This is a genomic window from Vibrio sp. 1F253 (assembly GCF_041439295.1).
GTDB lineage: Bacteria > Pseudomonadota > Gammaproteobacteria > Enterobacterales > Vibrionaceae > Vibrio > Vibrio tasmaniensis_A.
In genome coordinates, this window is sequence record NZ_JBGONU010000031.1 from 13,223 (window position 1) to 30,667 (window position 17,445).

The following is a 17,445-nucleotide window of genomic DNA, read 5'->3' on the forward strand; positions in this document are numbered from 1 at the left end:
GATCGAAATTTTTGATTCATAGTAGTGCGGGTTCTCATTTCACTCGATTTCGAACAAGGGTTGGCATGCAAACATTTACATTTCTCGCAAATACTGAGGAGTTATTTAAGTCTCAATTTGATCAGCGAGAGTGGTGTGACAGCAAACAGTACCTTATTCAAATTTTCTCTGCTCAGTCCTCTGATATCGCTCGTCGAATTGCCAATGCAGCCCTCAATCGCATAGGGCATGCGACGTTAATCGGTCAGAGCGCCCGTTATGTTATCTGTGATAACAGCCTGAAGCATGAATGTACCTTAGTCGTAGTCAGTGAATTTAACGATACCCATTTAACGTCTACAGTTCAGACGTTTACCGGAAACCCCAATCAAGATAGCCAAGATCTCGCTTCTCAATTAAACCTTACAGAAGAAACCAAAACGGTTATCAGCTTGTGCGATCAGGTTGAAGGGCGTGACTATCCTATTTATAGCGCCTTTGAGAGTTTATCTTACGCATTACCAGTTGCTGGTGGGCTGTGCCACGAGAATGAATATGGCCGTTGGGTCATGCATAATGAGCAAACCTACCAACATGCTTGTGTTGCGGTTGCATTGACTAACCCTAGCTTAAAGGTTTGGTCGGACGCGTATTCTGAGTGGAATCCTATTGGGATGAAATTGCGAGTGACACACGCAGTTGGAAATCGTTTATATGCGTTGAATGACAAGCCGGCTATCGAGGTGTTCAAACATTACCTTGCTGATGGTAAAGATCTCCCTTTTAGTCAGTTGATGAGCTTCCCCCTGTATCGAGAGCTCGGCAGAAAGAAGTGCATCTCGACGCCTCTACGTATTAATGATGATGGTAGTATTGAGTTTGATAGCCCTTGGCATGTCGGCGAAGAGGCCCAGTTTTGTTATAACCATCCTTCTTTGACCGCAGAAAAAGTGCGTCACGGCGCTGAGATGCTTGCCGTGCATCAGCCTGAATCTGTGATCATCTATAACTGTGTATCTCGACTAGAATTTATCGACAGTAAACTTGAGCTCAAACCATTTGAAGGGATAGTAAACGCGTGTGGTGCATACTGCATGGGCGAACTATATCGCAACGACGATCGCCAAGAGATACTGCATCACAGCCTTACCTATATTGCGATGAGAGAGTCGGACGAGATTAATGAGTTTCGTTGCGAAGATTTTAAGCGAGACTCAACGGTATCGCCACTACTCAACTTAGTCAGAAATGCGGTCGCAGATCTTGACAGTATGAATACTCAGATGGAGAACAAACTCCATCAACAAGCACGTCGCTTAACTGAAAGCTACCGTATTGACTCTCGCACTGGGCTACCTAACCGTATTGTATTAAAAGAACGCCTCAATACGATTTTATTCAATGAACATCTGTTGACGCTGAAGCTGACTAATTTTCATCAAGTTAACGAAAAATACGGTTATCAAGTGGGTGACCAATTACTGCTTGATCTGTCGAATCATTTTGTCAACCGATTGCACCTTAGTGTGGCTAAGGAATCCAAGGTAAAGGTTGAACTGTTCAGTATTGGTGTCGGTGAGTGGGCAATTATCTTTAACGCGAGTGTCGATAGCGTGAAGATAGAGCAACGTTTCGTCGAGTTTGCTGATGGTATTGAGCATATTAATTTTGAGCCATATGGATTAACCGACATAGACTACCTTTCGGTTTCTCTGTGTGGTGGTTTCGCTAGTCGCTGTGATTTCTTAGCTGATAGCGGTGATGAGATCTTGTTGAAAGCGATTGAAGCTCGACGCTACGGGGTGCGGAACAATACTCACATCACTAATGCCAAAAACATTCAGGTGAGTGAGGAAGATCGTAAAGAACAACTAGGCTGGCTGAGCTGTGTAAGCCGCGCAATCTTAGATCAGAACATTATCACCTACTCACAGCCGATTGTGGCGTCTGGTACTCACGAAATGATTGGCCAAGAGTGTTTGGTCAGAATCATGGAGTCGGACGGTACCATTGTACTCCCTGGTAAGTTCTTACCCATTATTGCTGACACGCATCTCTATACTCGCCTTAGCCGGCACATGATTCGAAACACCATTGGCTACATGGCAAATAAGCAGAGTTCTTTTTCAATCAACCTATCCCCACAAGACTTACTGAGCGATAAGACGCTTGAGGTTCTCGAGTCAGCGATTAGTGGTATGAACGACCCTACTCGACTTGGTCTAGAGGTTCTCGAGTCTGAACAGATCAAAGATTATGGCCGCATGATAGAAGTGTGTGATCACTTCCGTGCTCTTGGGGCGAGAATCATTGTTGATGACTTTGGTTCTGGTTATTCCAATATTGATGAGATCATTAAACTTGAGCCGCAGATCATAAAGCTCGACGGTAGCTTGATTCGCAATATCGACAAAGACCCAAAGCAAAGGAATATCGCCTCTCAATTAGTACGCTTGTGTCAGGTGTTTAACGCCAAAACAGTTGCCGAATTTGTCCATAACCAACAGGTTTGTGAAATTGCAGAGCAAATGGGTGTCGATTATCTGCAAGGTTATTACTTTGGTGAGCCTAAGCGACTGTTTTAGTTATTAAAGCCCTCAGACCTTAACGTCACTTGCTTTTAAAGTGCTTCACTGGCACTGATGATGGCTCTTTAGTAGAATGAATGATGTCTAACTAGCGTCACATTATTTATCAGACGATTGTAAGTATTCCGTGCAAGCTTTATCTATAATAAGCACAATAACAAATCATTAACGTAACGATTAATGTGAATATGCAATCGACCTCTTTCCAGATACAAGACATTAAGTACACCCAGCGTGAATTGCAAAAGATAGATTTTCATCCACATGACAATCTACTGATTCAGGTGTTTTCTTCTTTCGAGAAAGATTCGGTGTTGGCTGCCTGCCAAGTAATCCAGTCGACTTTCCCCAACGCCAAATTGATTGGTTGTAGTGCTAATCACTACATCAGCCAAGGTGTAATCCTGCATAAAGGTCTCTATGTTATTGTTACTCGCTTTGAAGCGACGTCTTACACTTGTGGGGTTGTCGAATATAGCGAGCAGCCTCGACGGGATAGCCAAGCGATGTGGCAGCAGCTTGAATGTAATGCTGATACTCAAAGCATTATCTGTTTCGCCGATCGCTTGCAGATAAATAACCAAGATCTATTTTCAGCGTTTGAGCAGTCGATATATTCATTACCTGTTTGTGGCGGTGCATCGACCATTACAGAGCATGGACGATGGGTGATGCTCGATGGTATTTGCTATGAAAATGCCTATGTCATGTTAGCACTGCACAGTGTTGAACTCTCAATTACTAAGGGGTATTACTGCGAATGGAACCCCATTGGTCGTACCTTCCGAGTGACTGATGCTCAAGATAATCGGCTAGCTGAATTGGACGGTATACCTGTCCGAGAAGTCTATAATCGTTACCTCGCTGACGGTCTCGAAATCCCTTTTGAGCAACTGTATAACTTCCCCTTGATGGTCGGTGAACCCAAAGACCAGAACACTCACTTACCGCTCAAGGTGACAGAGGGCGGAGAGATCGAATTCAGTGGGTCGTTTCAGGTTGGTGATGAGGTGCGGTTTTGTTATGACCATCCTTCATTGACCCTAGAGCAAATCCGATTGGGCGTTCAACAGATTGCTTCCCATAAGCCAGAACAGTTTTTTATCTACAACTGTACCTCTCGCATTGATTTCATTGATGGCAACCAAGAGGTTGAGGTTTTCCAAGCATTAGCGGACACCTATGGCGTTTACTGCATGGGAGAGCTCTATCAAGATAATGGCCAGCAACGAATTTTGCATCATAGCCTCACTTATCTTGCGCTTAGGGAAGGTGAAGGCAAGGCGGTATTGCCATTAGAGACACAACCCGCGACCAATATTTCCCCTCTGTTTTCATTGATACGAAATGCTCTGCTTGATGTCGATGACATGAACAACAGCATGGCGAGTAAGATTCAACAGCAAGCGACCGCATTGACCGCGAGCTACCGAATTGATCGCCGTACAGGCTTACCTAACCGAAGCGTATTGCGTGAAAAGCTGTCAAAAATGAGTACCGATAGTCATTTGTTGGCTTTGAAAGTCACGACATTTGGCCAAATCAATGAGAAGTATGGCTATCGAGTCGGTGACAAGCTTCTGCATGATTTAAGCGAGTATTTTCAAAAGGCGCTGTGGCAGTTCTTTGATGAGGGGTGTCAGCTCTATAGCATTGGTATCGGTGAGTGGGCGGTGGTGTTTGATAGCTGGGTGGGGCAAGAACATATTCATCAGCGTTTTTCTGAATTTGCTGATCAAACCGAGCATGTGAATTTTGAACCAACGGGGTTGCCTGATATTGATTACCTGTCGGTATCCATCTGTGCGGGTATAGCCAGCCGTCGAGATTTTCCTACGACCTCGATTGATGATTTGTTGTTGAAGGCGATTGATGCTAGGCGCAGCGCCGTGAGTCAGAACAAGCATCTAGTGAGCGCCAAGACGCTCATTCAATTGGAGAAGCATCGCCAAGAGCAGCTTGGCTGGCTGTCGTGTGTCAGTCGCGCGGTGCTTAATCAGAATATTGTGGCGTGTTCCCAACCTATTGTCTCGGCACACAGCCATCAGGTAGAAAGCTATGAGTGCTTGGTCCGAATTGAAGAGGACGGTCAGTTGATTGCACCGGGTAAATTCTTGCCAATCATAGAAGGAACGCATCTTTATACACGTCTGAGTCGCCAGATGATAACGCGCACCTTCGATTTTATGAGTCAACGAACCGATTCGTTCTCAATTAACTTAGCGCCACAAGATTTTAGCAATGAGAAAACCATTCTTCACCTTGAGCAAGCCATCAAGAAAATTAGTCACCCACAGCGTATTGGCTTAGAGGTGTTAGAAACGGAACAAATTCAGGATTACGGTCGCTTGATCGAGGTGTGTAATCACTTCCGCGACCTTGGTGTGAATATTATTGTTGATGATTTTGGTTCCGGCTATTCGAACATTGATGAGATATTGAAGTTAGAACCACAAGTCATAAAGCTTGATGGCAGTTTGATTCGCAATATTGATAAAGATAAGAAACAGCGCAAGATCGCTCAGCAACTGGTGAGTTTGTGCCAGATACTGAACGCTAAAACAGTTGCGGAGTTCGTACATAATGAACAGGTGTGTCGAATCGCAGAGGATATGGGTGTCGATTACCTGCAGGGTTACTACTTTGGTCAACCTCAGCGCTTATTCTGATAGGGAGAGTAAAATCTCTTTTCAACGAACAGCTAGAGTGTGCGTTTCACGTGAAACACTAAACGGTTCAATAGATTAAAGTACAATGTAAAAAGGGTGAGCTCATGGCTCACCCTTTTGTTTTCAGTATTTGTCCCGTCCTGAAATGTGTCTGTTGTCTTCCCGCGCGCCTGCTTGGTTTATTTGAGAGCATGACCACATTTGTCGGCGTGGAATACTTTTAGATACTGTTGGTAGTAGTCATCAATGAGCTTGGCAGGTTCGCTTTCACCTAAAGATTTGAGCAATTCAATGCCCACTTCGCAAGTACACAAATGGCCACTGTCTTGATTGCGGCGCAAGGTGTAAGAGGATTCGCTGGTGATATCGAGATGAACTTGTGGGACTGCTTGTAACCACGAGCTCTTGTTAAGCATCTTCTTCGCTTCTTGCCATGTGCCATCCAAGATGATGAATAGCGGTTTACGATTCTGGGCTTGGGTCATCACAGCTTGCTGACACTCGATGCTTTGATCACTTGGGAATAACAGAAACGGTTGTCGTGTTTCATCTTCAAGCAGTGCCATTAGCTCCGCTGGTGGTGTTTTCCTTTGCCATACCAAGGACTGACACTGCTCAAGAGATTGCTGAAGCAGCTTTCCGGTGTTGGTGTCTCGCGACATCTCATTCTCATGAGTCAATAGTACAAGATCAGTTTGGCTTTCAACCGTCGGTATTAGATGACAAACGCACTGGTGAGTGAAGCCACAACCAGGGCAAGCTTGTTGATTACTCATGTTTACAGCTTTACTCCACTTTGTGCGGGTGATATGCCATCAGCAAACAGAACCACATCGCTGATATCAGCATCATTTGCAACTGGAGCGACACTTGGGTTTAGCGGGTAGCTAACACCGGTGTAAGACAGTGTGTGCTTCGCCGGTGTTGCTCCACCGCCGCTGACATTGAAGATCAGATCCTGCCAGCCATTATTCTGCGACTTTCCTAAGCGTATATCGCCTTTAACCAGTGTCACTCGGCTATTGAAGCGCCAGTTGTCTTGGTGGTTTTCAAAGATAAGTAATGTACAGCCACCCGAGCCACACCAGTCCAGTTGGGCAAACAGCTCTTCCTTGCCGTCACCGTTGAGGTCGTAGGTTAACCAGCGGTACTTGGTATCGTCAGGTGAGCTGTTGTTGATCTTAAAATACTCGCGGATCGCTTGGTCGACTTTTGGATCAAGTTGATCACTGGAGTTCACCTGTTTTGCGGTTAGATCAGCGTTAGCGGTGGTATTTGCTTGCGCTTGCGCACTCTTAGCTTCGAATAGCACCAGACCGCCATTGGCAATCGGATAGACCACGTTGCCCACTTTCTCTTTTTCAGCGACGAGCTTACCGTTATCGAGCGTGAAGATGCGCTCAGAGATCAAATACTGTTGCTGGTGGCGAGTCATAACCACTTGTACCTGATTTTGGTTCAGTTGCTGCCAGAAGCCCTGTTCAATAATAGAAGGGTCTCCATTGCTATACGAGTATGTCGTAATGGCGCTGTGGTCATCTTTGAGCTCAAGGTTGATAGAGAATCCAGTGTTCTGCGTTGAGCTCGCGAAGTAGAGCCCACTCCAGTCTAGCGTTGAGTCTTGGTTAGAGACCGTTGCACAGCCATTATAGTTACTGTCATTGAGGTTAAGCTTGGCATGCCATCCATAGATAGAATCACTCATGCCGTCGCTGCAACTCTCTTTTGTAAGGTTGAGTTTGCCTTGCGCTGCTTTACCCTCTAATTGGTAATCACGACTGCTTGGTGTGGTGCGGCTTGATTCAATATCGAGGAGCTGTGGTTGTTCGCCCATCTTGGTGTATTTGAGCTGGTCTTTATCGAAGGTTGCTGACCAAAAGGGTTCGTTACCGAATACTCGTGTTGAACGCAGTGGTTGGTCACAACGATTAGGGTTTTCTGCGGTTAGGATATTCACTTGATCAACCACGAAACGTGCCGTGAAATCTGCGTTATACCCGGTTTGGCTCGGTACGGTTAGGTGACCAATCAGCTCGCCATATAAAGCTTGGTAAGGTCTCGTTGAGAGCCCTTGTGCTTCTAGCGCTAACTCTGGAGATAAGTCTAACCAGTATTGTTGTTGGCTACCGCAAGGGGTGAAGGTTCGGCTTTCATGGCCAACCACAACCTGACCACGCATGATGAAGGTTTGCGGTTGAATGCTCAGTGGCTCATCCAAGGTTGCTGGTGGTAGTTCTGGCTTTTGGGGAGCATCTGGCGCTGTGACACAGCCTTGTAGAGTGAATGCGACTAGCCATGTCACTGGGTTTTTCATTACCTTCATGTTATATCTTCCTCGGAGCAACCGTTAATTGGATTTATTATGGCATATTGGTTATTTAAAACAGAACCCGACACCTTTTCTATTCAGACTCTGAGAGTACAAAAAACCTCTTGTTGGGAGGGTGTACGCAACTATCAGGCTCGAAACATGATGCGTGATGACGTCAAGCTTGGAGACTTGGTGATGATATACCATTCATCATGTAAAAAAGTTGGCGTGGCGGGGATCGCGAAAGTAACCAGAGAAGCCTACCCAGACCACTTTCAGTTCGACCCAGAGAGTGATTACTACGACCCTAAGTCTTCGCCCGATAATCCGCGCTGGATAATGGTTGATGTTGAGTTTGTGCGAGTGACTGAACGCTTGATTCCTTTGGCAACACTTAAAGCCATGCCTGAACTGTCAGAAATGCCACTGGTTAAACGGGGCAACCGATTATCGATCATGCCGGTTACCGAACAAGAGTGGCAGGCAATATTAAGCAAAGAAATACAGGGTTCTCGATAGCGTTAGAGAGAGCTTTTTACGTAAGGTTCAAAAAAGGCAGCCAGTTGGCTGCCTTTTTATTTATACAGATCTCTTCGACGAGACGATATTAGAGCAGGTGCTTTTCTAGATAGTGAGCAACGGCGTCGTCTGCGTTGCTGCCAATCACTTCATTGTCTGGTAGAGCTTTCATCACCTTTTCATGTGATGTGCCCATGATTAGACCTTTACCCGCCATCGCCAGCATCTCTGCGTCATTCATGCCATCACCAAAGGCAACACAGTTATCCAGTGTCAGGTTCAATGATTTCGCAACAGCGTCTAAGGCGTGGCCTTTAGATACTTCAGCGGCCATCACTTCTAAACACCAAGGTGTTGAGAAGGCGATGTTCAGTTTGTCTCCAAACGCATCTTTTAGCTTTTGCTCAAACGTGACCAGATATTCGTGGTCTTGCTCTGGATGTGTGAAGAAGACTTTAGCAATGCCGTCGCTTGGGGCATTATCAGCTTCAAATCGCTTGTAGCTAAAGCCAGACTCACTATGGAACTTAGCGAGCATTTCGTCTTCACGGTCGAGTAGCCAATCTTCATTCTGATACATATGAATAAAGATATTTGGATCTTGGCGAACAATATCAATAACCGGTTGAACTAATTTCTGAGGCACGTCCTGGCTATACATCAGTTGATCGTTCTGGTCGTGTACGCGAGCACCGTTTGACGTGATCATGTATGCCGGAATCCCTGCAATTTGACGAATCCCTGCTACGTCGACGTGATGGCGACCCGTAGCGAAGATAAAGGTGTAACCTTGCTCGTGTAACTTCTTAAGCGTTAGTTTGGTAAAGTCGCTTAGCTGATGGTTGGGAGCCAAAAGCGTACCATCTAAATCAGAAGCAACAATTTTCACGGAATCTTTAAGTGCAGGAATAGTCATTTAACCCTCATTGCAAAATGCTTAGCAAATATCAATACTAGCCAACGCTAGCATCGTTTTAACCACAATATCTCTAGGTGGAAATTGTATGCCAATTTCATGCAAGAAAAGAGGGCAAAGCTCACTTACTTCTCTTCCTCTTTAGCGCTTATCTTCTTGGTCGGTTACTTAGCCTATTAGCTTATTCGATCTAGGCAAAAAACTGATTGATAGCATCCAGTGTGTGATTACGGTATTCATCTTGCTCAAACAGTACCTCATGCCTAGAACCCTCAATCACCTTAAACTGGCAATCAGAGTTGGTTTTTTTCAGCTTATTGATGAACTTCACTTGAGCATCGTTACTCACAATCTTCTCTTCCCCTGCCTGAATCAATAGCAGTGGGATCTTGATTTGACGAGTTTGTTGTATTGCCTGCTTGGCGGCCATTAACCCTTGCCATACCCAGCGAGTACTTGGTCCGCCAACCTGCAAAGAAGGGGAACCGTCATATAAGCAACGGAACCACTGATAGCGCACCTTACTGTGGCTTAATAAGTTATTTTCGAAGGGCTTAGAGTAATACGCCTGTTGCCCGGGGGCATAAGTCGGCTTGGCATAGAAAGCGGTGAGAGCTTGCCCAACAAGCATTGCGATAGGCTTGAAGTACCATTCAGTATTGATCCCAAACATCGGAGCGCACAGAGTGACTTTGTCAAACGGGTGGTTGGGATGAGTTTGCAAGTAGCGAGTGGCGATTGTACTGCCCATCGAATGTGCGAGCAGGTAGCGATTGGAATACTTGCTAAGATCAAAGCTGGCAATAATGTCAGACATATCTGATACGTAATCATCAAACTCGTGAATGTGACCAATGTCAGAGTCTGTTACCATACGTTCCGACTGACCTTGACCTTGGTGGTCAAATGAATAAACGTCATAACCTTGCTGATAGAAATCATAAAAGAGCTCTTGGTATTTTAAGCAGCACTCGATGCGACCATTTGAAATAACAATAGCTTTGGTGTGTGTCGGAGAAGTTAAGCTACACCAGTACAACCTTTTTTTACCGGATGATGCAACATAACCATCCTTTCGTTGTTGCCAAAGGGTGGAGATCGGGTGTTTAATCGCTTGCTCGAACTCAGGTTCTTGCGTGTATGAAAACAGGGTGGCACTGTGGTTTTCCATGGGAAATTACCTGAACTGATGCATGTGAGAGCGTCATCGCTACTAATGTTGTTAGATTAAAGAACTAGTAAGGAAATGCAAATGGATACTCATGTTTGGCTTGCTTATGTCGTCACGGCGATTTTGTTTAGTTTGGCACCGGGCTCAGGTACCGTTAACTCAATCAGCAATGGGCTCAGCTATGGCACCAAGAAGTCACTTGCGTCGATCGTAGGCTTACAGCTCGGTCTTGCATTTCATATTATGCTGGTGGGAGCGGGTATTGGTGCACTAGTGGCAAAATCCGCCTTGGCATTTACCATCATCAAATGGGTGGGCGTGGTTTATCTTCTATGGTTAGGCATTCAAAAGTGGCGTGATAAGTCTAGCTTGGTGGCTTCAGAAGAAAAATCAACGCTATCGAGTGGCAAGCTGCTCAGAAATGCAGTGCTTATCAATTTGACTAACCCAAAATCTATCGTTTTCTTAGTTGCTCTGTTTCCGCAATTTATCGATCCGACACAACCGCAAGCACCGCAGTTGTTGGTGCTCGGAGTGACCACTGTATTTATTGATAGCGTGGTTATGTTGGGTTACACCTCATTAGCTTCACAAATGGGACGTTTTATTCGCTCAGATCGCATAATGGGTAAGATAAATAAAATATTTGGTGGTATGTTCATGGGCTGCGGCGCTTTGCTGGCTGCTGCCAAAGCTTAATGAAAGTAACAGAGTTATAGTTAAATCAATTAGAGTTATCAATAAATGACCGCTACGTACGTTGCTCGACAACCTATCTTAAACCGTAACAAGAACACGCTTGGTTATGAGCTGCTGTTTCGTGACGGTGATAGGAATGCCTACCCCGCGCATATTGAGTCTAATCGAGCAACGTATCGCCTGATCGTTGAAAACTTCTTGTCCGTTGGGCTTAACCCTTCGATCCCATCTTCACGCTGCTTCATTAATTTTCCGTATCAAAGCTTGATTCGTCGTCTTCCAATGAGCTTACCGAAAGATAAGGTCGTAGTTGAGATTCTTGAAACCTGCCAACCGACCGATGAGCTATTAGAGGTAATCAAAGAGCTTTATCAAGCAGGGTATATGATTGCCCTAGATGACTTTACTTCGACACCTGAGTGGGAACGTTTCCTTCAATATACGCATATTGTTAAGCTTGATATCATGCAGATGGGGTTGGATGAGGCGTGTGAGTTAGTCAAAAAGCACGAAGGGAAGAAATATAGTTTTCTTGCTGAGCGGGTTGAAACGGAACAAGAGTTCCAACAAGCGAAAGAAGCAGGGTTTAAGTTTTTCCAAGGCTATTTCTTTAGTAAGCCCGAAATCATAAAGACTAAGTATATTAGCCCAGAGCAAGTGATAGCGATGGAGCTATTCCAAGAGGTCTGTAAGCCGGATGTCGACTTCCAACGTGTTGAAAGCATCGTCGCGAAAGATATTGCCTTATCCTATAAGCTTCTGCGCTTTGTGAACACTATGTCACCCCGCCTTGAGGTCACCATCTCTTCATTTCGTCAGGCCTTGGTTTATTTAGGGCAAGAGAAATTGAAAATGTTTGTCTCGCTAGCAGTAGCGTCTTATGTCTCTGATAAAAAGCCCAAAGAGCTGTATGGCCTGTCTTTGCAGCGTGCGCAGTTTTGCCAACGGATGTCTCGTTACCAAGTATTTAAAGGGCATACTGAACAAGCCTTTATGATTGGTTTGTTCTCATTGCTTGATGCGTTGCTCGATCTGTCGTTAGAGAACTTAATTGAACAATTACCGTTATGCACAAGTATTAAGGTCGCCTTGCTGCGCAGAGAAGGTCCATATGGCGCATTATTAGCGCTTGAAGAAAGTTTCGAACATGCTGATTGGCAAAAGATTGATGATCACTGTGCTGATCTAGGTTTGAACGTGGAACAAGTGAAAACAGAACTCACTGAAGCTCGACGTTGGAGCCATATTGTTACCAACAAACTCTGATATTTTTCGTTAAACTTTTATGACAATGAAAACGCACGCCTTGACGTGCGTTTTTTTATAACTAATATATATGCATATCCATATATGAGTATGTATTTATGCTTCCTCACCAATTTTTTAAATTACTGTCTGATGAAACGCGAGTGCGTTGCTTAATGTTGATTGTGCGCCAAGAGTGCCTATCTGTTGGTGAGTTGACTCAGGCATTACAAGAAAGTCAGCCAAAGATTTCCCGCCATCTTGCGCAGTTGCGTTCAAACGGAATTTTAACTGACGTTCGCCAAGGGCAGTGGGTGTTCTACCGTCTGTCACAAGATTTACCGGGTTGGATGCTAAAGTTAATTGATGACCTTATAGCATCGAACTGTTTGAAAACTGAATACCAACAGGATATTGAGCGCCTAGAAGCCATGACTTCACGCCCTCAATGTTGCGTTTAAATACATTTAAATTTATTGCCAAAATCGTTGAGATTGCAGCTAGGCATAGTCAACAACACTGCGGCTTCAAATATGAAGGCAATTAACTGAGAGAAAAGAGTATGACAGTCAAAGTAGGTATTAATGGTTTTGGCCGTATCGGCCGTCTAGCACTTCGCGCAGCATTCGATTGGGCTGAGCTAGAGTTTGTTCAAATTAACGATGTAGCAGGCGATACAGCAACACTGGCGCACCTTCTTGAGTTCGATTCGGTTCAAGGTCGCTGGAACCACGAAGTCACGGTTGAAGGCGATGAGATGATCATCAACGGCCAACGCATTAGAACTACGCAAGAGCGCGATATCGATGCAATCGACTGGTCTGGTTGCGATGTTGTCCTTGAAGCGACGGGTGTTCACCGTAAGACATCTTTCCTAAACAAATACCTTGAGCAAGGTGTGAAGCGTGTTGTGGTATCGGCACCAGTAAAGGAAGAAGGCATTGCAAACATCGTAGTTGGTGTGAATGACGCTATCTTCGATCCAGCGGTACATAAGATTGTGACTGCGGCATCTTGTACGACTAACTGTCTTGCGCCTGTTGTGAAGGTGATTAACGAGAAGTTGGGTATCGAAAACGCAGCTTTCACCACTATTCACGATCTCACCAATACACAAACTATATTAGATGCGCCGCACAAAGACCTACGTCGTGCTCGTGCATGTGGTATGAGTCTTATCCCGACAACGACAGGCAGCGCTAAAGCGATTGTTGAGATTTTCCCGGAGCTTGAAAATCGTATTAATGGCCACGCGGTTCGTGTACCACTAGCGAACGCTTCTCTGACCGACATCATCTTCGAAGTGAAGCAAGACACCACAGTTGAAGAAGTCAACGCGATGCTGAAAGAAGCGTCTGAGAATGAACTGAAAGGCATTCTTGGCTTTGAAGAGCGTCCCCTGGTTTCTATCGATTACAAAGGCAACCAACGCTCAACAATCGTGGATGCACTATCAACGATGTTGGTCGGTAAGCGCATGGTTAAGGTCTACGCTTGGTACGACAACGAGATGGGTTACGCAACACGTACCGCTGATCTAGTACGTACAGTTGGCCTAGCTTAATACTCTTCATACTTGAAGCTGCAAGCGTTGTTAACTGCGTAAGTTCACCCTAATCACATAGAACCCCTATGCTCATAGGGCTGAACTTACTGGTTGCCTAGCTGCAACTCCAATTATTTTGAGTATCGGTCTATATACAAAAGAATTTTAAGAGATTAATGACGATGACGAATTCTCAAGCACACCCAACATGGCAGCTAGATTTAAAAACAGGTGCGTTAGTGCTTACTCCGTGCCCAGGCACTAAAGGCACTGACCTCGATGCATCTCTAGCGCAACTTAAAGCGCAAGGCGTGGAAGCGATTGTGACGGCGCTAGATAGTGAAGAACTGGCGAGCAAGAACGTTTCAAAGTTAGGCGAGAAAGCGCAAGCACTAGGCATGCAATGGTTTCAAATCGAAATCGAAGACGATTGTGCACCGGGTGCCGATTTTGCTGCGAAGTGGCGGGCGACTAGTCCAGTTTTACACCAAATTGTGGATAACGGCGGTAAGGTAGCAATGCATTGCATGGGCGGTTCTGGCCGTACTGGCTTGCTGGCTGCACACCTGCTGTTAGAGAAGAGTTGGGATCTGAGCAAGATTGTTCAAGAGGTGCAGGCACTGCGTCCGGGCGCATTTACTAAGCCCATTCAGGTTGAATACATTAATGGCGTAGCGAACGGCTAATAAACCATTGTTGTTATACAAGGGGCTTTTGGTATCTGGAGTGTTGAACTTATCATGATCCAAAAGCTCTTTTTGTTTAGATTGCAGAGATAGCGTTATGTTTTCAAATCTAAGTAAGAGCGTTCGCCAATACATGCTGGTGACTTTTAACTACTGGAACTTCACCATTACTGATGGTGCACTTCGCATGCTGGTGGTTCTGTATTTTTACGACCTTGGTTACAGTTCGTTAGAAATCGCCTCACTGTTCCTTTTCTATGAATTCTTTGGTGTGGTGACTAACCTAATCGGTGGTTGGTTAGGGGCGCGTCTTGGCCTCAATAAGACCATGAACATCGGGTTAGGCATGCAAGTTGTTGCCTTAGGTATGCTCGCGGTACCAACGGCAATGCTGACTATTCCTTGGGTAATGGCGGCGCAAGCCTTGTCTGGTATCGCTAAAGACCTCAATAAGATGAGTGCCAAGAGTTCGATTAAGACTCTGGTTCCTGATGAACAACAGGGCGCGCTTTATAAGTGGATTGCGATTCTGACCGGATCTAAGAATGCGCTTAAAGGGGCTGGCTTCTTTATTGGTGGTTTGCTTCTTTCAACGATTGGCTTCCAATACGCTGTGCTTGCGATGGCAGCCGTGTTGGCATTGGTCTTCGTTGGCAGTGTGTTGAGCTTAGAAGCGGACATGGGTAAAGCGAAAACTAAACCTAAGTTCAAACAGATCTTCTCTAAGTCTGAATCCATCAACATCCTATCTGCAGCGCGTATGTTCCTGTTTGGTGCTCGTGATGTGTGGTTTGTGATTGCTTTGCCGATTTATCTAGGCAGTGTGTTTGGTTGGGACCACTCATGGGTGGGTGGTTTCTTAGCAGCTTGGACCATTGCATACGGCTTTGTGCAGGGTATTGCGCCTAAGATTACCGGTAAAGCGCAAGGCAAGGTGCCTGATGGTCATGCCGCGCTGTTGTGGGCGGGTGCATTGGCTATTGTGACTGCCGGTATTGCTTATGCGGTGCAAATTGGCTGGCAACCAGAGCTAGTTATCATCGGTGGATTGATGGTATTTGGTGCCATCTTTGCGGTGAATTCATCGCTTCACTCATATTTGATTGTGAGCTATGCGAAAGGCGATGGGGTGTCTCTTGATGTCGGTTTCTACTACATGGCAAACGCGATGGGTCGCTTGATTGGCACGATATTGTCGGGCTTGGTATTCCAAATGGCCGGTTTGTATGCGTGTCTGTGGGTATCCTTCGCATTCTTAGCGATAACGACGGTGATCTCTCTGCGTTTACCTAAAGTGCCGCAAATCTCAGCTGCATAAGCTTCAGCCGCATGAGCTTAAGTCGGATAACCTAGAGTCGAATAAGTTAAATTCGCGATAAGTATCTTCTTTAACACTAAGCTGACTTGGTATTTATTCCGGTCAGCTTTTTTATTGCTATAGTTGAATGATTGAATATTAATCAGGCATTTACATGAAGCAGCGAGTTCTCTTTTTTGATTTAGCACGATGTGTCGCGGCCATAGCTGTTATCGCGATTCATGTTTTGGCGCCTTATCGTAATGAATTAAGCACCATTCCTTTCGGTGAGTGGCTGACTGCCATTACGGTGAATGGTTTCAGCCGCTGGGCAGTGCCTGTGTTCATCTTGATTTCTGGTGCATTGATGCTGAGTGATCAGCGCCCGTTTGACGCCAAATACTACCTCAAGCGCCGTCTGGGTAAGGTACTGATCCCATTCATTGTTTGGTCGCTTTTCTATACCTACCTATCAGGTTGGTCGCTAATGGGTTTTGATGCGGACGTCAGTTGGGAGGTTTTGCTCAATAGTTATCATCACTACACGTACTATCACCTTGGTTTCTTCTATTACTTCATCCCACTCTACTTTGTGATTCCTTTTTTACAGATCATGGTCAGAAAGTACGGTGATAGATCTGTCTATGCCTTTACGGCGGTATGGTTGTTCACAACGCTATTGTTCTTATTGAAAATCGATGGCCCTTGGAGTCACGAGTTGTGGTTGTACACCGGGTACTTACCGTTGGGTTACCTGCTGTATAAGATGGTTCCACTTAACAAGATGACTGTCGGCGTGAGTGTGTTACTTGGTGGATTAGCGTTACTGACCACGGTTTATATGGTGGTTGATGCAAGTTTGGTCGCAGAAGAGTACACGGTAGGGCGTTGGTTATCTTACAAGACGTTGAACACCGTATTAGCGGCGAGCATGGTGTTCATGGTGTGCCGTTACTATGGTGAAGGCTTGTCTGAGAAGAGCAATCAAGTGGTTGGTTTTATCAGTAAACACAGCTTAGGTATTTATCTGCTGCACCCGATTTTCTTATGGCCAATGAAAGAGTTCGGTTGGTACCAAGGTCATCCTGCTTGGGTTATTCCATTATGGATCGTGATCAGCGGAGCTGGCGCGTTATGGATGAGCTGGTTGGTCTCTAAGTCAGAGAAAACACGTTGGTTATTGCCTTAGCGGTGGGTGCTAAGGCTTTCTGATGGATTGCTTAGAAGATACAGTTGAAGTACCTAATGTTTAGCGCTTCAATGCAAAGTGTAAGAACTTATCGCCTTGGTAGGTTAAGGTACCTTTGTCGCCAGGGTTCAGGGCGTGGAAGTAGTGGATTCCGACTTGGAACTCTCGTTTTGGACCAACCACACCACGTTGAACGTAAATCCAATACTCTTGATCTTCTTGGCCTGGTTCTGCATCAGGAAGGTCGATGGATTGTTTGTCCAACACAGTGACGTTCACTTTCTTTTCTGGCGCATTTTCACCTTGTGAGTGCTTTCGATAGAAACCAAGAAATACCCAAGCCGCTAGACCGGCGAGTGCAAAGATGGCAAAAAAGAGTGAATTAGGCATGTAACCTCCATGTAGTCGTGATGGTTATTCTAATCTTTCAAGCAATAGGGATATGTGTTTCAAGCCGTTATTCGTGAACTGTTGTAAGCCAAGCTGATTATTTTTCGGCAGACATCACATTTAGAGGCCAGTTTGGGATAAAGCCTTGTTATTTATTGTCTCTTTCTCTCGTAAATAACAGTGATTTTGTATAAGAATAGGGAAATGCTCGACTAGAATTATAGTGTGGAGTGGGAGGGC

Annotated in this window: 15 protein-coding genes; 10 read left to right on the top strand and 5 right to left on the bottom strand. The window is 45.2% G+C overall.

Translation table 11 applies throughout. The features are described 5' to 3' along the window. Positions 1-65: 65 nt before the first annotated feature. Both ACED28_RS15205 and ACED28_RS15210 read left to right on the top strand, forming a co-directional pair. Positions 66-2,564, top strand: coding sequence for an EAL domain-containing protein (locus tag ACED28_RS15205; protein ID WP_371710180.1), 2,499 nt, complete (start codon positions 66-68; stop codon positions 2,562-2,564). 191 nt (positions 2,565-2,755) lie between these two features. Next, the gene (locus tag ACED28_RS15210; RefSeq protein WP_122047532.1) at positions 2,756-5,236 is read left to right on the top strand and encodes an EAL domain-containing protein; all 2,481 of its coding nucleotides are present in this window, start codon (positions 2,756-2,758) and stop codon (positions 5,234-5,236) included. 179 nt (positions 5,237-5,415) lie between these two features. On the opposite strand, the gene ACED28_RS15215 is transcribed toward ACED28_RS15210, so the two are convergent. After that, complete coding sequence (locus ACED28_RS15215; RefSeq protein WP_122047533.1) at positions 5,416-6,012, bottom strand: tRNA-uridine aminocarboxypropyltransferase; 597 nt, start codon at positions 6,010-6,012, stop codon at positions 5,416-5,418. A 2-nt stretch (positions 6,013-6,014) separates the two neighbouring features. After that, on the bottom strand, positions 6,015-7,559 hold the full coding sequence (locus ACED28_RS15220) for a COG3650 family protein (protein ID WP_371710181.1): 1,545 nt from the start codon (positions 7,557-7,559) through the stop codon (positions 6,015-6,017). Between the two features lie 39 nt (positions 7,560-7,598). Here ACED28_RS15220 and ACED28_RS15225 point away from each other — a divergent pair, with 39 nt between their 5' ends. Further along, positions 7,599-8,066 (top strand): EVE domain-containing protein, encoded by a 468-nt coding sequence (locus tag ACED28_RS15225; RefSeq protein WP_017098543.1) that lies wholly within the window; start codon positions 7,599-7,601, stop codon positions 8,064-8,066. Between the two features lie 88 nt (positions 8,067-8,154). On the opposite strand, the gene ACED28_RS15230 is transcribed toward ACED28_RS15225, so the two are convergent. Both ACED28_RS15230 and ACED28_RS15235 read right to left on the bottom strand, forming a co-directional pair. Then, on the bottom strand, positions 8,155-8,982 hold the full coding sequence (locus ACED28_RS15230) for a Cof-type HAD-IIB family hydrolase (protein WP_009848219.1): 828 nt from the start codon (positions 8,980-8,982) through the stop codon (positions 8,155-8,157). A gap of 190 nt (positions 8,983-9,172) precedes the next feature. Then, positions 9,173-10,153: an alpha/beta fold hydrolase gene (locus ACED28_RS15235; protein WP_371710182.1), complete on the bottom strand. Its 981-nt coding sequence runs from the start codon at positions 10,151-10,153 to the stop codon at positions 9,173-9,175. Between the two features lie 81 nt (positions 10,154-10,234). Here ACED28_RS15235 and rhtB point away from each other — a divergent pair, with 81 nt between their 5' ends. The 7 genes from rhtB (at position 10,235) to ACED28_RS15270 (ending at position 16,815) form a co-directional block, all read left to right on the top strand. Continuing rightward, positions 10,235-10,852 (top strand): homoserine/homoserine lactone efflux protein, encoded by a 618-nt coding sequence (rhtB, locus tag ACED28_RS15240; RefSeq protein ID WP_009848221.1) that lies wholly within the window; start codon positions 10,235-10,237, stop codon positions 10,850-10,852. 45 nt (positions 10,853-10,897) lie between these two features. Next, a complete protein-coding gene (locus ACED28_RS15245) occupies positions 10,898-12,118 on the top strand; it encodes an EAL and HDOD domain-containing protein (RefSeq protein ID WP_371710183.1) in 1,221 nt (406 codons plus the stop codon). Positions 12,119-12,216: 98 nt separating this feature from the next. Continuing rightward, positions 12,217-12,558 (top strand): metalloregulator ArsR/SmtB family transcription factor, encoded by a 342-nt coding sequence (locus ACED28_RS15250; RefSeq protein WP_009848223.1) that lies wholly within the window; start codon positions 12,217-12,219, stop codon positions 12,556-12,558. Between the two features lie 101 nt (positions 12,559-12,659). After that, positions 12,660-13,661, top strand: coding sequence for an ArsJ-associated glyceraldehyde-3-phosphate dehydrogenase (locus ACED28_RS15255; protein ID WP_371710184.1), 1,002 nt, complete (start codon positions 12,660-12,662; stop codon positions 13,659-13,661). Between the two features lie 158 nt (positions 13,662-13,819). Then, positions 13,820-14,329 (top strand): cyclin-dependent kinase inhibitor 3 family protein, encoded by a 510-nt coding sequence (locus tag ACED28_RS15260; RefSeq protein WP_371710185.1) that lies wholly within the window; start codon positions 13,820-13,822, stop codon positions 14,327-14,329. Positions 14,330-14,426: 97 nt separating this feature from the next. Further along, a complete protein-coding gene (gene arsJ, locus ACED28_RS15265) occupies positions 14,427-15,647 on the top strand; it encodes an organoarsenical effux MFS transporter ArsJ (RefSeq protein ID WP_371710186.1) in 1,221 nt (406 codons plus the stop codon). Positions 15,648-15,801: 154 nt separating this feature from the next. Beyond that, positions 15,802-16,815: an acyltransferase gene (locus ACED28_RS15270; protein ID WP_102249640.1), complete on the top strand. Its 1,014-nt coding sequence runs from the start codon at positions 15,802-15,804 to the stop codon at positions 16,813-16,815. A gap of 60 nt (positions 16,816-16,875) precedes the next feature. On the opposite strand, the gene ACED28_RS15275 is transcribed toward ACED28_RS15270, so the two are convergent. Further along, positions 16,876-17,205, bottom strand: a complete 330-nt coding sequence (locus ACED28_RS15275; RefSeq protein ID WP_009848228.1) for a DUF2500 domain-containing protein — start codon at positions 17,203-17,205, stop codon at positions 16,876-16,878. Between the last annotated feature and the right edge of the window lie 240 nt (positions 17,206-17,445).

Coding starts and splice junctions, on each gene's coding strand:
- ACED28_RS15205 (WP_371710180.1), top strand. CDS start 66: ATGCAAACATTTACATTTCTCGCAAATACTGAGGAGTTATTTAAGTCT.
- ACED28_RS15210 (WP_122047532.1), top strand. CDS start 2,756: ATGCAATCGACCTCTTTCCAGATACAAGACATTAAGTACACCCAGCGT.
- ACED28_RS15215 (WP_122047533.1), bottom strand. CDS start 6,012: ATGAGTAATCAACAAGCTTGCCCTGGTTGTGGCTTCACTCACCAGTGC.
- ACED28_RS15220 (WP_371710181.1), bottom strand. CDS start 7,559: ATGAAGGTAATGAAAAACCCAGTGACATGGCTAGTCGCATTCACTCTA.
- ACED28_RS15225 (WP_017098543.1), top strand. CDS start 7,599: ATGGCATATTGGTTATTTAAAACAGAACCCGACACCTTTTCTATTCAG.
- ACED28_RS15230 (WP_009848219.1), bottom strand. CDS start 8,982: ATGACTATTCCTGCACTTAAAGATTCCGTGAAAATTGTTGCTTCTGAT.
- ACED28_RS15235 (WP_371710182.1), bottom strand. CDS start 10,153: ATGGAAAACCACAGTGCCACCCTGTTTTCATACACGCAAGAACCTGAG.
- rhtB (WP_009848221.1), top strand. CDS start 10,235: ATGGATACTCATGTTTGGCTTGCTTATGTCGTCACGGCGATTTTGTTT.
- ACED28_RS15245 (WP_371710183.1), top strand. CDS start 10,898: ATGACCGCTACGTACGTTGCTCGACAACCTATCTTAAACCGTAACAAG.
- ACED28_RS15250 (WP_009848223.1), top strand. CDS start 12,217: ATGCTTCCTCACCAATTTTTTAAATTACTGTCTGATGAAACGCGAGTG.
- ACED28_RS15255 (WP_371710184.1), top strand. CDS start 12,660: ATGACAGTCAAAGTAGGTATTAATGGTTTTGGCCGTATCGGCCGTCTA.
- ACED28_RS15260 (WP_371710185.1), top strand. CDS start 13,820: ATGACGATGACGAATTCTCAAGCACACCCAACATGGCAGCTAGATTTA.
- arsJ (WP_371710186.1), top strand. CDS start 14,427: ATGTTTTCAAATCTAAGTAAGAGCGTTCGCCAATACATGCTGGTGACT.
- ACED28_RS15270 (WP_102249640.1), top strand. CDS start 15,802: ATGAAGCAGCGAGTTCTCTTTTTTGATTTAGCACGATGTGTCGCGGCC.
- ACED28_RS15275 (WP_009848228.1), bottom strand. CDS start 17,205: ATGCCTAATTCACTCTTTTTTGCCATCTTTGCACTCGCCGGTCTAGCG.